This is a genomic window from Vogesella margarita (assembly GCF_028548475.1).
Taxonomy (GTDB): domain Bacteria; phylum Pseudomonadota; class Gammaproteobacteria; order Burkholderiales; family Chromobacteriaceae; genus Vogesella; species Vogesella margarita.
This window is the reverse complement of record NZ_JAQQLE010000013.1, coordinates 46,650-60,966: the sequence shown is the minus strand read 5'-3', so window position 1 is coordinate 60,966 and position 14,317 is coordinate 46,650. Positions and strand designations below refer to the sequence as shown.

Genomic DNA, 14,317 nt, shown 5'->3' with positions numbered 1-14,317 from the left:
GCGACATCATGAGTGCTGCAGAAACTTTCTCGCCAACGTTGGCCGCAGGCCAGCCCGCCACCGCGCGCAGCGCCCGCCCGCGCAAGCGCAAGACCCTGCTCGCCGCGGCGCCGCCGTCGTTGCAACCGCTGGTGCGCTTCATCCGCTGGCTGGTGCCGCCGCTGCTGGGGCTGATCGCCTTCGTGCTGTTGTGGTCGCTGGTGTCGCAATGGAGCAAGGGTAGCCTGCCCGGGCCGGCCAGCACCTGGGCCTCGGCGTGCGAGCTGTTCGCCGATCCGTTCTACCAGAACGGCCCCAACGACCAAGGCATAGGCTGGAACATCCTGATGTCGCTGGGCCGGGTCGGCGTCGGCTTCGGCCTTGCCGCGCTGGTCGGCATTCCGCTGGGCTTCATGATCGGGCGCTTTAATTTTCTGTCGCGGATGACGGCGCCGGTGATCAGCCTGCTGCGCCCGGTGTCGCCGCTGGCGTGGCTGCCGATCGGCCTCCTGGTGTTCAAGGCCGCGAGTCCAGCGTCGATCTGGGTGATCTTCATCTCCAGCATCTGGCCGATGATCCTCAACACCGCCGCCGGCGTGCGCGCGGTGCCGCAGGATTACCTCAACGTGGCGCGCGTGCTGCGGCTGTCGGAGTGGAAGGTGTTCAGTGTCATCCTGCTGCCGGCGGTGCTGCCGCACATGCTCACCGGCGTGCGCCTCGCGATCGGCACCGCCTGGCTGGTGATCGTGGCGGCCGAGATGCTCACCGGCGGTGTGGGACTGGGCTTCTGGGTGTGGGACGAATGGAACAACCTGAACGTCGAGCACATCCTGATCGCCATCTTCGTGGTCGGTCTGGTGGGGCTGGCGCTGGAACAGGCACTGGTATGGCTGGCGAAGAAGGCCAGCTTCGGACAGGGAGAGTGACATGGAACGTTTCGTCGAGCTGGAGAACGTGCAAAAGCACTTCGATACCAAAAAAGGCCGCTTCGTCGCGCTGCAGGACATCAATCTCACCATCCGCCAGGGCGAGGTAGTGTCGCTGATCGGCCACTCCGGCTGCGGCAAGTCCACGGTGCTCAACATCATCGCCGGGCTGCTGGAGCCGTCCGACGGCATCGCGCTGTGCAACGGCCGCGAGATCGACGGCCCCGGCCCCGAGCGCGCGGTGGTGTTCCAGAACCACAGCCTGCTGCCGTGGCTGAGCTGCTACGGCAACATCCTGCTGGCGGTGGAGCGCGTGTTCGGTGCGAAGGAGGGCAAGGCGCAGCTGGCCGCGCGCACCGACGCCGCGCTGGTGCTGGTGGGGCTGAGCCACGCCCGCGACAAGCACCCGCACGAGATCTCCGGTGGCATGAAGCAGCGGGTGGGCATCGCCCGCGCGCTGGCGATGGAGCCGAAGGTGCTGCTGATGGACGAGCCGTTTGGCGCGCTTGACGCGCTGACCCGCGCCAACCTGCAGGACGAGATGGTGAAGATCGTCGATGCCACCGGCAGCACCGTGGTGATGGTGACCCACGACGTGGACGAGGCGGTGCTGCTGTCCGACCGCATCGTGATGATGACCAACGGTCCGGCGGCTACCGTCGGCGAGATCCTGGACGTGCAGCTGCCACGGCCGCGTAACCGGCTGGCGCTGGCGAACGACGCCGACTACCACCGCTATCGCAGCGCGGTGCTGGATTTCCTGTACCAGAAGCATAGGCGCGATGCCGCTTGATGCGACGCGAAAAAAAACCGGGCGTGTGCCCGGTTTTTTGTTGCCGCTTATCGGCAGGTCTAGCGTTGCTGGCGGCGCAGGCCGAACAACACGCTGCTCCAGAACAGGCCATAGACCAGCACCATGCTCAGTGACGGTTGCGCACGATAGCCGGTGAAGGTGCCCAGGAAACCGCCAATGCTGCCGTTGTCGCTCAACAGCTCGCTGCTGTCCCACACCGGATCCAGCAGGGCTGGCAACAGGTCCAGGTTGATGGCGCGTTCGCAGGCATTGACCAGCAACGATGCGGCCAACAGCAGCAGCAACACTTCGCTGATACGGAAGAAGCGCTGCCAGGTCAGGATGCGGCTGCTCTGCTGCAGCAGCCAGAACGTGCCCCAGGCCAGCACCACGCCCAGCGGCAGCATCAGCCAGAACAGCGGATTGCCGCCTTCGCCGGTGCCAAGGCCATAGAGGAACACGACCGCCTCCGAGCTTTCGCGCGCCACGGCCAGGGCGACCACCACCAGCATGCCCCACCAGTTGGCCTGCTGCTGCGCCTGCGCGAGGCTGCTTTCCAGCTCGCGCTTGAGCTTGCGGCCATGGGCGCGCATCCAGAACACCATCTGCACGATCAGCAGGGCCGCGGTGGCGACCATGCCGAGCTGGAAGTATTCCAGCCCGGTATCGGACAGCACATCGGCGATGCCGACGATGGTGAAGGCCAGCAGAATGGCCAGCCCGACGCCCGCGGCCACGCCGCCCCACAGGAAGCGCATGCCGGTGCTGTGGCCGTTCTGTTTCAGCCAGCTGTGCAGGATGCCCACCACCAGCATGGCTTCGACGGTTTCCCGCCAGACGATGAAGAGTGCGTTACCCATGATCTGCCTGCTTACTTGGCGACAACTTCGCCCTTGGCCTTGTCTTCGTTGAATTCGTCAAAGAACTTGTAGCTGCCGGCCTTCAGCGCCTTGACCTTGACCTGGCTGGTCTTGCCGGCGGCGATCACTTTTTCCACGTGCAGCTGCTTGCTTTCGAATTCCACGGCTTTCTTGCCGGTGTTCTGCACCTCGATCACGAAGGCCTGGCCAGCGCTCACGTTCAGCTGGGCAGGGGTAAAGCCGTTTTCGTTGACGGCGATCTTGACCACGTTGTCGGCGGCGACGGCGGACAGGGCGGTGGCGGCGAGAAGCAGGGCGGCGGCAAATTTGCGCATGGTGTACTCCGGTTGAGTGCGGTTGTCAGACCCGGTCATTGTAGTGCAAATATGAACGCGAATGAATCCTGATTGTAACGATTTGTAGTGTGCGCCATGCCGGCGCAAAGCGGACCGCCGTGGTGCAGGCGTGCCCCGTTTTCTGGCGTGATTGACGGCAATGTCACGCCATTTGCTGCTTTGCAGCAGGCACGGTACTTGCTGGATAAGCGGCACAGACCCGGCTGCCAATGACGGCACCGGGCCCGGACAACGAGGTCCGCCGCGCAGCCCCATGCTGCGTGGCGGACCTTTTTGCATTTTGTGGTTACGACTGGCAAGGGAACATTCAAATGAGCAAGGACTTCTGGAAAGCAGGCCATACCCCGACACTGCTGGTGTCGTTTCTCTATTTCGATCTCAGCTTCATGGTGTGGTATCTCCTCGGGCCGCTGGCGATCCAGATCGCCGAGGCATTGCAACTGTCGGCACAGCAGCGCGGGCTGATGGTGGCGACACCGATCCTGGCCGGCGCCATCCTGCGTCTGGGCATGGGGCTGATCGTCGATCGCGTGTCACCGAAATTCGCCGGCATCCTCGGCCAGGTGGTGGTGATGCTGGCACTGGGCTTTGCCTGGCTGCACGGCATCCAGTCGCTGACGCAGGCGCTGCTGCTGGGGGTGTTCCTCGGCGTGGCCGGCGCCGCCTTTGCTGTGTCGCTGCCGCTGGCGTCGCAGTGGTACCCGCCCGAGCACCAGGGCAAGGCGATGGGCATCGCCGGCGCCGGTAACTCCGGTACCGTGTTTGCCGCGCTGCTGGCGCCAACGTTGGCCGCAATCTATGGCTGGGAGAACGTGTTCGGCCTCGCGGTACTGCCGCTTGGCGTGGTATTCGTGCTGTTCTGCCTGTTTGCCAAGAACGCACCGCAACGCCCCAAGCCCAAGGCGATGGCCGACTACCTGCGCGTGCTGGGCGACAAGGACAGCTGGTGGTTCATGTTCTTCTACTGTGTGACCTTCGGCGGCTTTGCCGGCCTCGCCAGCGCGCTGCCTGGCTACTTCCATGACCAGTATGGTCTGGGCGCCGTCACCGCCGGCTACTACACCGCCGCCTGTGTGTTTGCCGGTTCGCTGATGCGGCCGCTGGGCGGCGCGCTGGCCGACCGTATCGGCGGCATCCGCACCCTGCTGGTGATGTATACCGTGGCTGCGCTGCTGATCGCGGTGGTCGGCTTCAACCTGCCACAGGTCAATGTGGCGCTGGCGCTGTTTGTCGGCGCGATGCTGGCACTGGGTAGCGGTAACGGCGCGGTGTTCCAGCTGGTGCCACAACGCTTCCGCAAGGAAATCGGGGTGATGACCGGGCTGATCGGCATGGCCGGCGGTATCGGTGGCTTCCTGCTTGCGGCCGGTCTCGGTCTCGTCAAGCAGCACACCGGCAACTACCAGCTCGGGCTGTGGCTGTTCGCCAGTCTCGGCGTGGTGGCCTGGATCGGTCTGCACGGCGTGAAGCTGCGCTGGCGTACCACCTGGGGCGCCAGCAATGTGACCGCGGCGCGGGTATAAGCGGCTGCGACTGCCCATCTGCGGGGCGGGATCGGTGATCCCGCACCGTTACGCCGTGGTGGCGTATCACCTCATCTTTAGCGGGAGCGCAGCATGAGCTTGCAACTTGCCGTCGGCCACGCCAGCGATGCCGGCCGCCGTGAACGCAACGAGGACGCGCTGGGCTGGAGCGTGCCGCAGGACGGGCTGTTGACCAGCAAGGGCGCGCTGTTCGCGCTGGCAGACGGCGTGTCCGGCTGTGCCGACGGCCGCCTGGCGGCGCAGTCCACCGTGCGCGCGGTATGCGCCGACTACTACGCCACGCCGGAAACGTGGGCGGTGTCGTCGGCGCTGGACCGGCTGCTGGCGGCGCACAACCGCTGGCTGCGTTCGCAGGGCAAGCCGCTGGTGGCGACGCTGTCGGCGCTGGTGTTGCGCGGTCACCGCTACACCGTCGCCCACGTCGGCGACTGCCGCGTCTACCGCCTGCGGGACGGGCGGCTGACGCAGCTGACCGTCGATCACGTGTGGGAGGAAGCGTCGCTGTCGCATGTGCTCAAGCGCGGCATGGGCCTGGACGAGCACGTGATGCCGGATTTCTGCGATGGCGACCTGCATGCCGGCGACGTGTTTGCGCTGCTGTGCGACGGCGTGTGGCAGGCGCTGGGCGACAAGCGCATCGACGAGATTCTGCACCTGCACCTCGACGTGCAGCGCGCTGCCAGCGTGCTGTGCGAGTCGGCATTGGCGGCCGGGGCGCAGGACAATCTGTCGGCGCTGGTGTTGCGGGTGGAGGCGCTGCCGGCGGGGGCGCTGGGCGACGAGCTGGCGCGTGGCGCCAGTCTGCCGTTGCCGCCACGCTTGCGCGACGGCCAGGTGTTCGAGGGGCTGACCGTGGTGGCGAACCTGCACGCCTCGCCCGGCGGGCTGGCCTATCGTGTCGCCGATGCCGCCGGCCGCCACTGGGTGCTGAAGACGCTGCCGCCGCTGCTGGCCGGCGACCAGGGGGCGGAGCAGGCGCTGCTGGTGGAGGAGTGGCTGCAGAAACGCATCAGCTCGCCGTATTTCGCCGAGGTCGCCACCGGCATGACGCGGCAGCACCTGTACTACCTGCAGCGCTGGCATGACGGCGAAACGTTGGCCGCAAGGATGGCGCAGCAGCGCTTCGGCATCAGCGAGGTGGTCGCCTGCGGCCTCGCGCTGTGTCGCGCGATGTCGGCCTTGCACCGCCTCGGCATCGTGCACCGCGACATCAAGCCGGACAACGTGCATCTGGGCCGCGACGGCCAGCTGCGCCTGCTTGATCTCGGCGTCGCCTATTGCGCCGGGCTGACGCCGGAACATGACGGCCCCGGGCCAGGCACTGCCAGCTACATGGCGCCGGAGCGTTTCGCCGGCGCCAGGGCCAGTAACAGCAGCGACCTGTACGCCGCCGGCGTCACCCTCTACCAGTTGCTGACCGGGCGCTACCCCTACGGCGAGATCGAGGCGTTCCAGACGCCGCATTTCGACGCGCCGCAGCCGGCGTCGCGCCAGCGCCCGGACGTGCCGCTGTGGCTGGACAACCTGCTGCTGAAAGCGGTGGCGCGCGAGCCGGCACAGCGCTTCGAGACCGCCGAGGAAATGCTGCTGGCGCTGGCGCGGGGCGACAGCGTACCGCAGCGCCGCCTGCAGCGCGTGCCGTGGACGGAGCGGGCGCCGCTGCGGCTGTGGCGCACGCTGGCGCTGGTTTCGCTGCTGCTGAATCTGCTGTTGCTGTACGCGCTGCTGCTGCGCTGAGCGCACGCTGCCTGTTTTTGGTGCTGCCTTGCACCATAGGCAGGCAGAAGCGGGTGGTAACCGCCGGGGTTGGCCGCAATAAAGGGGTTTTCCGGCTGGCACGGCCTTTGCATTAAGACAGGCACAATCAGATTGTCCGGGTCGCCAATGGCGGTGACCGGGACAGGGACAATGAGGTCCGTTCGGCGTGGCGCAAGCCACACCGGCGGACCTTTTTTCGTTTCGGCACCGCTACGGCAATGACGACGGGCGGCGCAGGTAGGACACCGCGCAATGCGTCGCAAATCAGACAAAGGAAACACCATGAAGAAGCTCAAATTGGTAATGGTCGGCAACGGCATGGCCGGGGTGCGCACGCTGGAAGAGCTGCTCAAGCTGACCCCGGAGCTGTACGACATCACCGTGTTCGGTGCCGAACCGCACGCCAACTACAACCGCATCCTGCTGTCGCCGGTGCTGACCGGCGAACAGACGCTGCCGGAGATCATGCTCAACGATGTCGACTGGTACGCCGAGCACGGCATCACCCTGCACCTGGGTAAGGAAGTGGTGGAGATCGACCGCGGCCGCCGCATCGTGCGTGCCGCCGATGGCACCGAGGCCGAATATGACCGCCTGCTGCTGGCCACCGGCTCCAACCCGTTCATCCTGCCGGTGCCGGGCAAGGAGCTGGACGGCGTGGTCACCTTCCGCGACATCCATGACGTCAACACCATGATTGACGCTGCGGCCAACCATCGTCACGCGGTGGTGATCGGTGGCGGCCTGCTGGGGCTGGAAGCCGCCAACGGCCTGTCGGTGCGCGGCATGAAGGTGACCGTGGTGCATCTGGGCGAATGGCTGCTTGACCGCCAGCTGGATCGCACCGCCGCCGCCATGCTGCAGGACACGCTGCAGGAGCGCGGCCTGAGCTTCCTGCTGCAGAAGCAGACCGCCGAGCTGGTGGCCGGCAGTAACGGCCGCGTCGCCAGCGTCCGTTTCAAGGACGGCGACGAGGTGCCGGCCGATCTGGTGGTGATGGCAGTCGGCATCCGCCCCAATTTCAACCTGGCGGAACAGAGTGGCATTTATTGCGACCGCGGCATCGTGGTCAACGATTTCATGCAGACCTTCGACCCGCGCGTCTATGCGGTGGGCGAATGCGTCAGCCATCGTGGCGTCAGCTACGGCCTGGTGGCGCCGCTGTTCGACATGGCGAAAGTGGTCGCCAACCACCTGGCCAACTTCGGCATCGCCCGCTACGTGCCGGCGGCGACCAGCACCAAGCTGAAAGTGACCGGGGTCGACCTGTTTTCGGCCGGCAACTTCATGGGTGGCGACGGCCACGAAGAAATCACGCTGTCCGATCCGGTCGGCGGCATCTACAAGAAGCTGATCGTCAAGGACGACAAGCTGGTCGGCGCCTGCCTGTACGGCGACACCGCCGACGGCGGCTGGTACTTCCGCCTGATCCGCGAAGGTCACGCCATCCACGAGATGCGCGAACAGCTGATGCTGGGCGAAGGCGCCATCGGCGACACCGGTCACCAAGGCCAGAACCGCGCGATGGGCATGAGCGACGATGCCGAGGTGTGCGGCTGCAACGGCGTGTGCAAGGGCAGCATCGTCAAGGCGATCCAGGAGAAGGGCCTGTTCACCGTCGACGAAGTGAAGAAGCACACCAAGGCGGCCAGCTCCTGCGGCTCCTGCACCGGCCTCGTGGAGCAGATCCTGATCAACTGCGTCGGCGGCGCCGCCGACGTGAAGCCGAAATCGGAAAAGGCGATCTGCGGCTGTACCGACCTCAACCACGGCCAGGTGCGCCAGGCAATCCGCGAGCGGCACCTGACCTCGCTGGCAGACACCTTCACCGCGCTGGACTGGCGCTCGGTGGACGGCTGCAGCAGCTGCCGTCCGGCCATCAACTACTACCTGATCTCCAGCTGGCCGGGCGAGGCGAAGGACGATCCGCAGTCGCGCTTCATCAACGAACGGGTACACGCCAACATCCAGAAGGACGGCACCTACTCGGTGATCCCGCGCATGTGGGGCGGCGTCACCAACCCGTCCGAGCTGCGCCGCATCGCCGACGTCGCCGACAAGTACGACATCCCGATGGTGAAGGTCACCGGCGGCCAGCGTATCGACCTGCTGGGCGTGAAGAAGGAAGACCTGCCGAAAGTGTGGGCCGACCTCAACATGCCGTCCGGCCACGCCTACGGCAAGAGCCTGCGCACGGTGAAAACCTGCGTCGGCAGCGAATTCTGCCGCTTCGGCACCCAGGACTCGACGCAGATGGGCATCGACCTGGAAAAAGACCTGTTCGGCATGTGGAGCCCGGCCAAGGTCAAACTGGCGGTGTCCGGCTGCCCGCGCAACTGCGCCGAATCCGGCATCAAGGACGTGGGCATCATCGGCGTCGATTCCGGCTGGGAGCTGTACATCGGCGGCAACGGCGGCATCAAGACCGAGGTGGCCGAGTTTCTGTGCAAGGTGAAGACGCACGACGAGGTGATGGTGTACAGCGGCGCCTTCCTGCAGCTGTACCGCGAGGAAGCGTTCTATCTGGAGCGCACCGTGCACTACCTGCACCGCGTCGGCATGGAGTACATCAAGCAGCGGGTGCTGGAAGACGAGGTTGGCCGCAACGAGCTGTACGCGCGGCTGAAGTTCGCGCTGTCCTTCGAGCAGGACCCGTGGGCGGAGCGCACCAAGGGCGGCGTCGCCCGTCACGAGTTCGCGCCATTGAGCATTGAAACGGTCACCGCCTGAGCCGGCGACTTGTCCATCGGCCACGGCAGCAGCGCGCCGCCGTGGCCACCACCGAAAGGATCACATCATGAGCCGCAACTGGAAAACCATCTGCCAGCTGAACGACATCCCGGCGCAGGGCGCCCGCGTGCTGAAGCGCGAGGACGGCGACGACATCGCCATCTTCCGCACCATCGACGACCAGGTGTTCGCGCTGGTCGACAAGTGCCCGCACAAGGGTGGGCCGCTGTCGCAGGGCATCGTCTCCGGCCGCACCGTGACCTGCCCGCTGCACAACTGGAACATCGACCTCGCCACCGGCGAGGCCTGCGCGCCGGACGAGGGCTGCAGCGGCCACATTCCGGTGAAGCTGGAAGCGGGCGCCATTTTTCTGGCGCTGGACTGAACATTGCATCAACAAGGTTGGCCGCAAGGAGACTAGAACATGACTGAAACAACGGGACACCACCACACCGTCTCCTCCATCTGCTGCTATTGCGGCACCGGCTGCGGCGTCGAGATCACCACCGACGGCAGCCGCGTGCTGGCGGTGACCGGCGACGGCGCCCATCCGGCCAACTTCGGCCGCCTGTGCAGCAAGGGCCGCACGCTGGGCGACACCACCGGCCGGCCGTCGGCGCGGCTGTTGCGGCCAACCTTGCGGCTGTCCAAGGATGAGCCGGCGCAGGAAGTCGGCTGGGATAGTGCACTGGACGCGGTCAGCGGCAAGCTGGCCGACGCCATCCGCCAGCACGGCCCGGATTCGGTCGGCTTTTATCTGTCCGGCCAGCTGCTGACCGAGGACTACTACCTGTTCAACAAGCTGGCGCGCGGCCTGGTCGGCACCAACAACGTCGATACCAACTCGCGGCTGTGCATGTCCAGCGCCGTCACCGGCTACAAGCTGACGCTGGGCGCCGATGCGCCGCCGGCCTGCTACGACGACTTCGATCACGCCGAGTGCGTGCTGATCGCCGGCTCCAACATGGCGTTCGCCCACCCGGTGCTGTTCCGCCGCCTGGAAGACGCCAAGGCCGCCAACCCGGCGATGAAGATCATCGTCGTCGATCCGCGCCGCACCGACACCGCCAGCATCGCCGACCTGTACCTGCCGGTGCTGCCCGGCACCGACGTGGCGCTGTTCCACGGCATGCTCAACGTGATGATTTGGGAAGAGCTGATCGACCGCGACTACATCGCGCAGCACACCGAAGGCTTTGCCGTGCTCAAGCGGCAGCTGCAGGAATTCACCCCGCGCGCCGCCGCCGAGCTGTGCGGCATCAGCGAGCAGGATCTGGTCACCGCCGCGCGCTGGTTTGCCAAAAGCGCGGCGACGCTGTCCTGTTACACCATGGGGCTGAACCAGTACAGCAATGGCAGCGACAAGAACGCGGCGTTGATCCACCTGCATCTGGCCACCGGCCACATTGGCCGTCCCGGCTGCGGCCCGTTTTCGCTGACCGGCCAGCCCAACGCGATGGGCGGGCGCGAGGTCGGCGGCCTCGCTACCGCGCTACCAGGCCACCGCGAGCCGGGCAATGCCGCGCACCGCGCCGAAGTGGCCGCGCTGTGGGGCGTGCCGGCACTGCCGGCCACGCCGGGGCTGGCGGCGGTGGAACTGTTCGAGGCCGCCGCGGCCGGCAAGATCAAGGTGCTGTGGATCGTGTGCACCAACCCGGCGCAGTCGATGCCGGAGCAGGCACTGGTGCGCGCCGCGCTGGAAAAGGTGGACTGCGTGATCGTGCAGGAAGCGTTCAGCAGCAGCGAGACGCTGGCCTACGCCGACATCGTGCTGCCGGCCGCCACCTGGCCGGAGAAGGACGGCACCGTCACCAACAGCGAACGCCGCATCAGCCGTGTGCGCGCCGCGCTGCCGGCACCGGGGCAGGCGCGCGAAGACTGGCGCATCGCTGACGACGTGGCGCAAAGGTTGGCTGCAAGCCTGGCGCCGGAGCGGCTGCCGGCGTTCGGTTTTGTCGATGCCGCCGCGGTGTTCGCCGAGCACGCCACCACCACCGCCGGCCGCGATCTGGACTACAGCGCGCTCAGCTACGCGCTGCTGGACGAGCGCGGGCCGCAGCAGTGGCCGTTCCGCGACGGCCACGGCACCGCCCGGCTGTACGGCGACGGCGTGTTCGCCACCGCATCTGGCCGCGCGCAGTTTGTCGATGTCGCCTGGCGCACGGTCAGCGACAAGGTGTCGGCGCATTTTCCGCTGCGCCTGACCACCGGCCGCCTGCGCGACCACTGGCACACCATGAGCCGCACCGCGCTGGTGCCGGCGCTGACCCGCCACGTGGAAGAGCCGCAGCTGGCGATGCACCCGCGCGACCTGCAGCGGCAGCGCCTGAACAGCGGCGACCTGGTCAAGATGCGCAACAAGCGCGGCGCGATCTACCTGCCGGTGGTGGCCGACGACAGCCTGCGCCCCGGCGTGGCTTTCATCGCTATGCACTGGGGTGGCGCCGCGCTGGGCGGGCAGGGTATCAACGCGCTGACCACCCGTGTCAGCGATCCGCTGTCGCGGCAGCCGGAGCTGAAACACGCCGCGGTGGCGGTGGAGCCGGCCAGGCTGCCGTGGCGCGCCACGCTGCTGCTCAAGGGCGATGCACTGGCGGCGCGGGCGCGGCTGGACGCATTGCGCGCACTGTTCCCGTACGCGGTGGCGGTGCCGGTGATGCTGGGCGGCGTGGAAGCGCTGCGGCTGCGGCTGGCAGCGGCTACTGCACCGGACGCCGCCGTGTTGCAACAGCTGGCCAGTGTGCTGGAGCCGGCCGGCAGCCTGTCGGCGGCGCTGGACGATCCGGCGCGCGGCATCCTGCGCCGGGTGTGGCTGCAGTCGAAACAGCCGCTGGGCTTCGTGCTGGCCGGCGACGTGCGCGCCGACGAGGCACTGAGCAGCTGGCTGGACGGCGGCGCGGCACCGGACAGCCTGTCGGCGCTGCTGACCGGGCAGGCGCGCGGCGCGGCGCGTTCACGCGTGGTGTGCTCCTGCGAAGGCGTGCGCGAGGACGCGATCTGTGCCGGCATCGCCAGAGGGCTGGACGTGGACGGGCTCAAGCGCGAGCTGCGCTGCGGCACCGGCTGTGGCTCCTGCGTGCCGGAGCTGGTGCGCATGGTGGCGGTGTAATCCCGCTGGTTTTGCGATATTTAGTTATAAAACATCGTTCTAATCGAACTTTTTGTTTCAGGTATGGTGGCCGGCAGGGCCAACAGGCCGCACACGCAAAGGAAATATCATGAACGGCAAGGTATGGTTGATCGGCGCAGGTCCCGGCGATGCGGAATTGCTGACCCTGAAGGCGCTGCGCGTGCTGCAGTCCTGTGACACCTGGCTAGTGGATGATCTGGTTGGCCGCGACATTCTCGATTTCGCCCGCCCCGGTACCCGCATCGTGCACGTCGGTAAGCGCGGCGGCTGCAAGTCGACGCCGCAGGCCTTCATCCTGCGCCTGATGGCGCGTTACGCGCGCCAGGGCAAGACCGTGGCGCGGGTGAAGGGCGGCGACCCGTTCATCTTCGGGCGCGGCGGCGAGGAGTGGGCGTGGCTGGCGGAGCGCGGCGTGGACGTAGAGGCAGTCGGCGGCATCACCGCCGGTCTCGCCGTCGGCCCGGCGCTGGGCTTGCCGCTGACGCACCGCAGCGTCGCCCGCGGCGTGGCGCTGGTCACCGCGCACACCGTTGACGGCTCGCGCCCGGACTGGCAGGCGCTGGCGGCCTCGCAATTGACCGTGGTCTGCTACATGGGCATGAGCGATGTCGAGGCGCTGACCGGCGAGCTGATGGCCGCCGGCTTTGCCGCCAGCCTGCCGGTGGCGGTGGTGCACCGTGCGGGCTGTGCCGAGCAGCGCCACATCGTCACCCGCTTGCAAACCTTGGCCGCCGATGTGGCGCAGAGCGGCCTGGCCAGCCCTGCGGTGATCGTGCTGGGCGAGGTGGCGGCGCTGGCGCAGGTAGAGGCAGCCGGGCAGGCGTGGCCCATTGCGGTGTAAGACTGCGCAAGTGGCGGGCAATTTAGTGGCGGGTAAATGTGGTTTTTGGCAATGTTGCTGCGGATTTGGCGGCTTGTCGGTGTCGATGCTGTGAAAAAGTAGGCTTTATGTTAGGTTTATCGCTTGTTTGCCACCCGATCCAGACAAGAGAGAAACAGGAAAACTATGTTCCAGCATGTCGAAGCCTACGCCGGCGACCCGATCCTGACCCTGGTTGAAACCTTCAACAAGGACACCCGCAATCCGAAAGTCAACCTCGGCATCGGCCTGTACTACGACGAGGAAGGCCGCATTCCGTTGCTGCCGTCGGTGCAGAAAGCCGAAGCCGCGCGCGTGGCCAGCGCCGGCGCGCGTTCCTACCAGCCGATGGAAGGTGCGGCCAACTATCGTGCCGCCGTGCAGGCCCTGCTGTGGGGCGCCGACCACGAGGCGGTGACCGCCGGCCGCATCGCCACCATCCAGACCATCGGGGGTTCCGGTGCGCTGAAGATCGGCGGCGACCTGCTCAAGCGCTACTTCCCGCAGAGCGAAGTGTGGGTCAGCGCGCCGACCTGGGACAACCACCGCGCGATGTTCGAAGGGGCCGGCTTCGTGGTGCACGACTACCCGTACTACGACGCCGCCACCGGCGGGGTGAAGTTCGACGAGATGATCGCCTGCTTCAAGGGGCTGCCGGCCAAGACCATCGTGTTGCTGCACCCGTGCTGCCACAACCCGACCGGCGTCGATCTCTCCAATGCGCAGTGGGAGCAGGTAATCGAGGTGGTGAAGCAGCGTGACCTGTTGCCGTTCATGGACATCGCCTACCAGGGCTTCGGCGACAGCCTGGAGGACGACGCTTTTGCTATCCGCGCGATGACCGCCGCCGGCGTCAGCTTCTTCGTCAGCAACTCCTTCTCCAAGAACCTGTCGTTCTACGGCGAGCGCTGCGGCGGCCTGTCGGTGGTGTGCCACGACGCCGAAGAGGCCGGCCGCGTGCTGGGCCAGCTGAAGGCCACCGTGCGTCGCAACTATTCCAGCCCGCCAACCCACGGCGGCCAGGTGACCGCGATGGTGATGACCGAGCCGGCACTACGCGCCGAGTGGGAGGACGAAGTGACCGAGATGCGCGAGCGCATCAAGGCGATGCGCCAGAAGTTGTACGCGGTGCTGTCGGCCAAGGTGCCGGGCCGCGATTTCAGCTACTTTATCAAGCAACGTGGCATGTTCAGCTACACCGGTCTGACGCCGGAGCAGGTGGATCGTTTACGTGAGGAGTTCGCGGTGTACCTGGTGCGCTCCGGCCGCATGTGCGTGGCCGGTCTCAACAGCCGCAACGTGGAATACGTCGCCGACGCGATGGCGGAAGTGCTGAAAGCCTGATTGCGGCCAACCCTGGTCTGCCGAAATGCCCCGTGCCG

The 14,317-nt window shown here is 66.7% G+C and carries 11 protein-coding genes; 9 read left to right on the top strand and 2 right to left on the bottom strand.

Translation table 11 applies throughout. From position 1 onward, the window contains the following. The first annotated feature begins 8 nt into the window (after positions 1-8). Together ntrB and PQU96_RS13725 are read left to right on the top strand one after the other, a co-directional pair. A complete protein-coding gene (gene ntrB, locus PQU96_RS13730; protein ID WP_272772971.1) occupies positions 9-905 on the top strand; it encodes a nitrate ABC transporter permease in 897 nt (298 codons plus the stop codon). A 1-nt stretch (position 906) separates the two neighbouring features. After that, on the top strand, positions 907-1,698 hold the full coding sequence (locus tag PQU96_RS13725) for an ABC transporter ATP-binding protein (RefSeq protein ID WP_272772970.1): 792 nt from the start codon (positions 907-909) through the stop codon (positions 1,696-1,698). 59 nt (positions 1,699-1,757) lie between these two features. Here PQU96_RS13725 and PQU96_RS13720 read toward each other — a convergent pair whose 3' ends face one another. Both PQU96_RS13720 and PQU96_RS13715 read right to left on the bottom strand, forming a co-directional pair. Then, positions 1,758-2,558 carry an FTR1 family iron permease gene (locus tag PQU96_RS13720; protein ID WP_272772969.1) on the bottom strand — a complete coding sequence of 267 codons (801 nt, stop codon included), beginning with the start codon at positions 2,556-2,558 and terminating at the stop codon, positions 1,758-1,760. Between the two features lie 11 nt (positions 2,559-2,569). Then, a complete protein-coding gene (locus PQU96_RS13715; protein WP_272772968.1) occupies positions 2,570-2,893 on the bottom strand; it encodes a cupredoxin domain-containing protein in 324 nt (107 codons plus the stop codon). A gap of 332 nt (positions 2,894-3,225) precedes the next feature. Here PQU96_RS13715 and PQU96_RS13710 point away from each other — a divergent pair, with 332 nt between their 5' ends. The 7 genes from PQU96_RS13710 to PQU96_RS13680 all read left to right on the top strand — a co-directional run bounded on the left by PQU96_RS13710 (position 3,226) and on the right by PQU96_RS13680 (position 14,279). Further along, positions 3,226-4,437, top strand: coding sequence for a nitrate/nitrite transporter (locus PQU96_RS13710; RefSeq protein ID WP_272772967.1), 1,212 nt, complete (start codon positions 3,226-3,228; stop codon positions 4,435-4,437). Positions 4,438-4,530: 93 nt separating this feature from the next. Continuing rightward, positions 4,531-6,195 (top strand): bifunctional protein-serine/threonine kinase/phosphatase, encoded by a 1,665-nt coding sequence (locus tag PQU96_RS13705; RefSeq protein WP_272772966.1) that lies wholly within the window; start codon positions 4,531-4,533, stop codon positions 6,193-6,195. A gap of 303 nt (positions 6,196-6,498) precedes the next feature. After that, a complete protein-coding gene (gene nirB, locus PQU96_RS13700; RefSeq protein WP_272772965.1) occupies positions 6,499-8,946 on the top strand; it encodes a nitrite reductase large subunit NirB in 2,448 nt (815 codons plus the stop codon). Positions 8,947-9,013: 67 nt separating this feature from the next. Next, positions 9,014-9,331: a nitrite reductase small subunit NirD gene (gene nirD / locus PQU96_RS13695; RefSeq protein ID WP_272772964.1), complete on the top strand. Its 318-nt coding sequence runs from the start codon at positions 9,014-9,016 to the stop codon at positions 9,329-9,331. 39 nt (positions 9,332-9,370) lie between these two features. Next, on the top strand, positions 9,371-12,055 hold the full coding sequence (locus PQU96_RS13690) for a nitrate reductase (RefSeq protein ID WP_272772963.1): 2,685 nt from the start codon (positions 9,371-9,373) through the stop codon (positions 12,053-12,055). Between the two features lie 109 nt (positions 12,056-12,164). After that, on the top strand, positions 12,165-12,917 hold the full coding sequence (gene cobA, locus PQU96_RS13685; protein ID WP_272772962.1) for a uroporphyrinogen-III C-methyltransferase: 753 nt from the start codon (positions 12,165-12,167) through the stop codon (positions 12,915-12,917). 165 nt (positions 12,918-13,082) lie between these two features. Then, positions 13,083-14,279: an amino acid aminotransferase gene (locus PQU96_RS13680; protein ID WP_272772961.1), complete on the top strand. Its 1,197-nt coding sequence runs from the start codon at positions 13,083-13,085 to the stop codon at positions 14,277-14,279. The last annotated feature ends 38 nt before the right edge of the window (positions 14,280-14,317 follow it).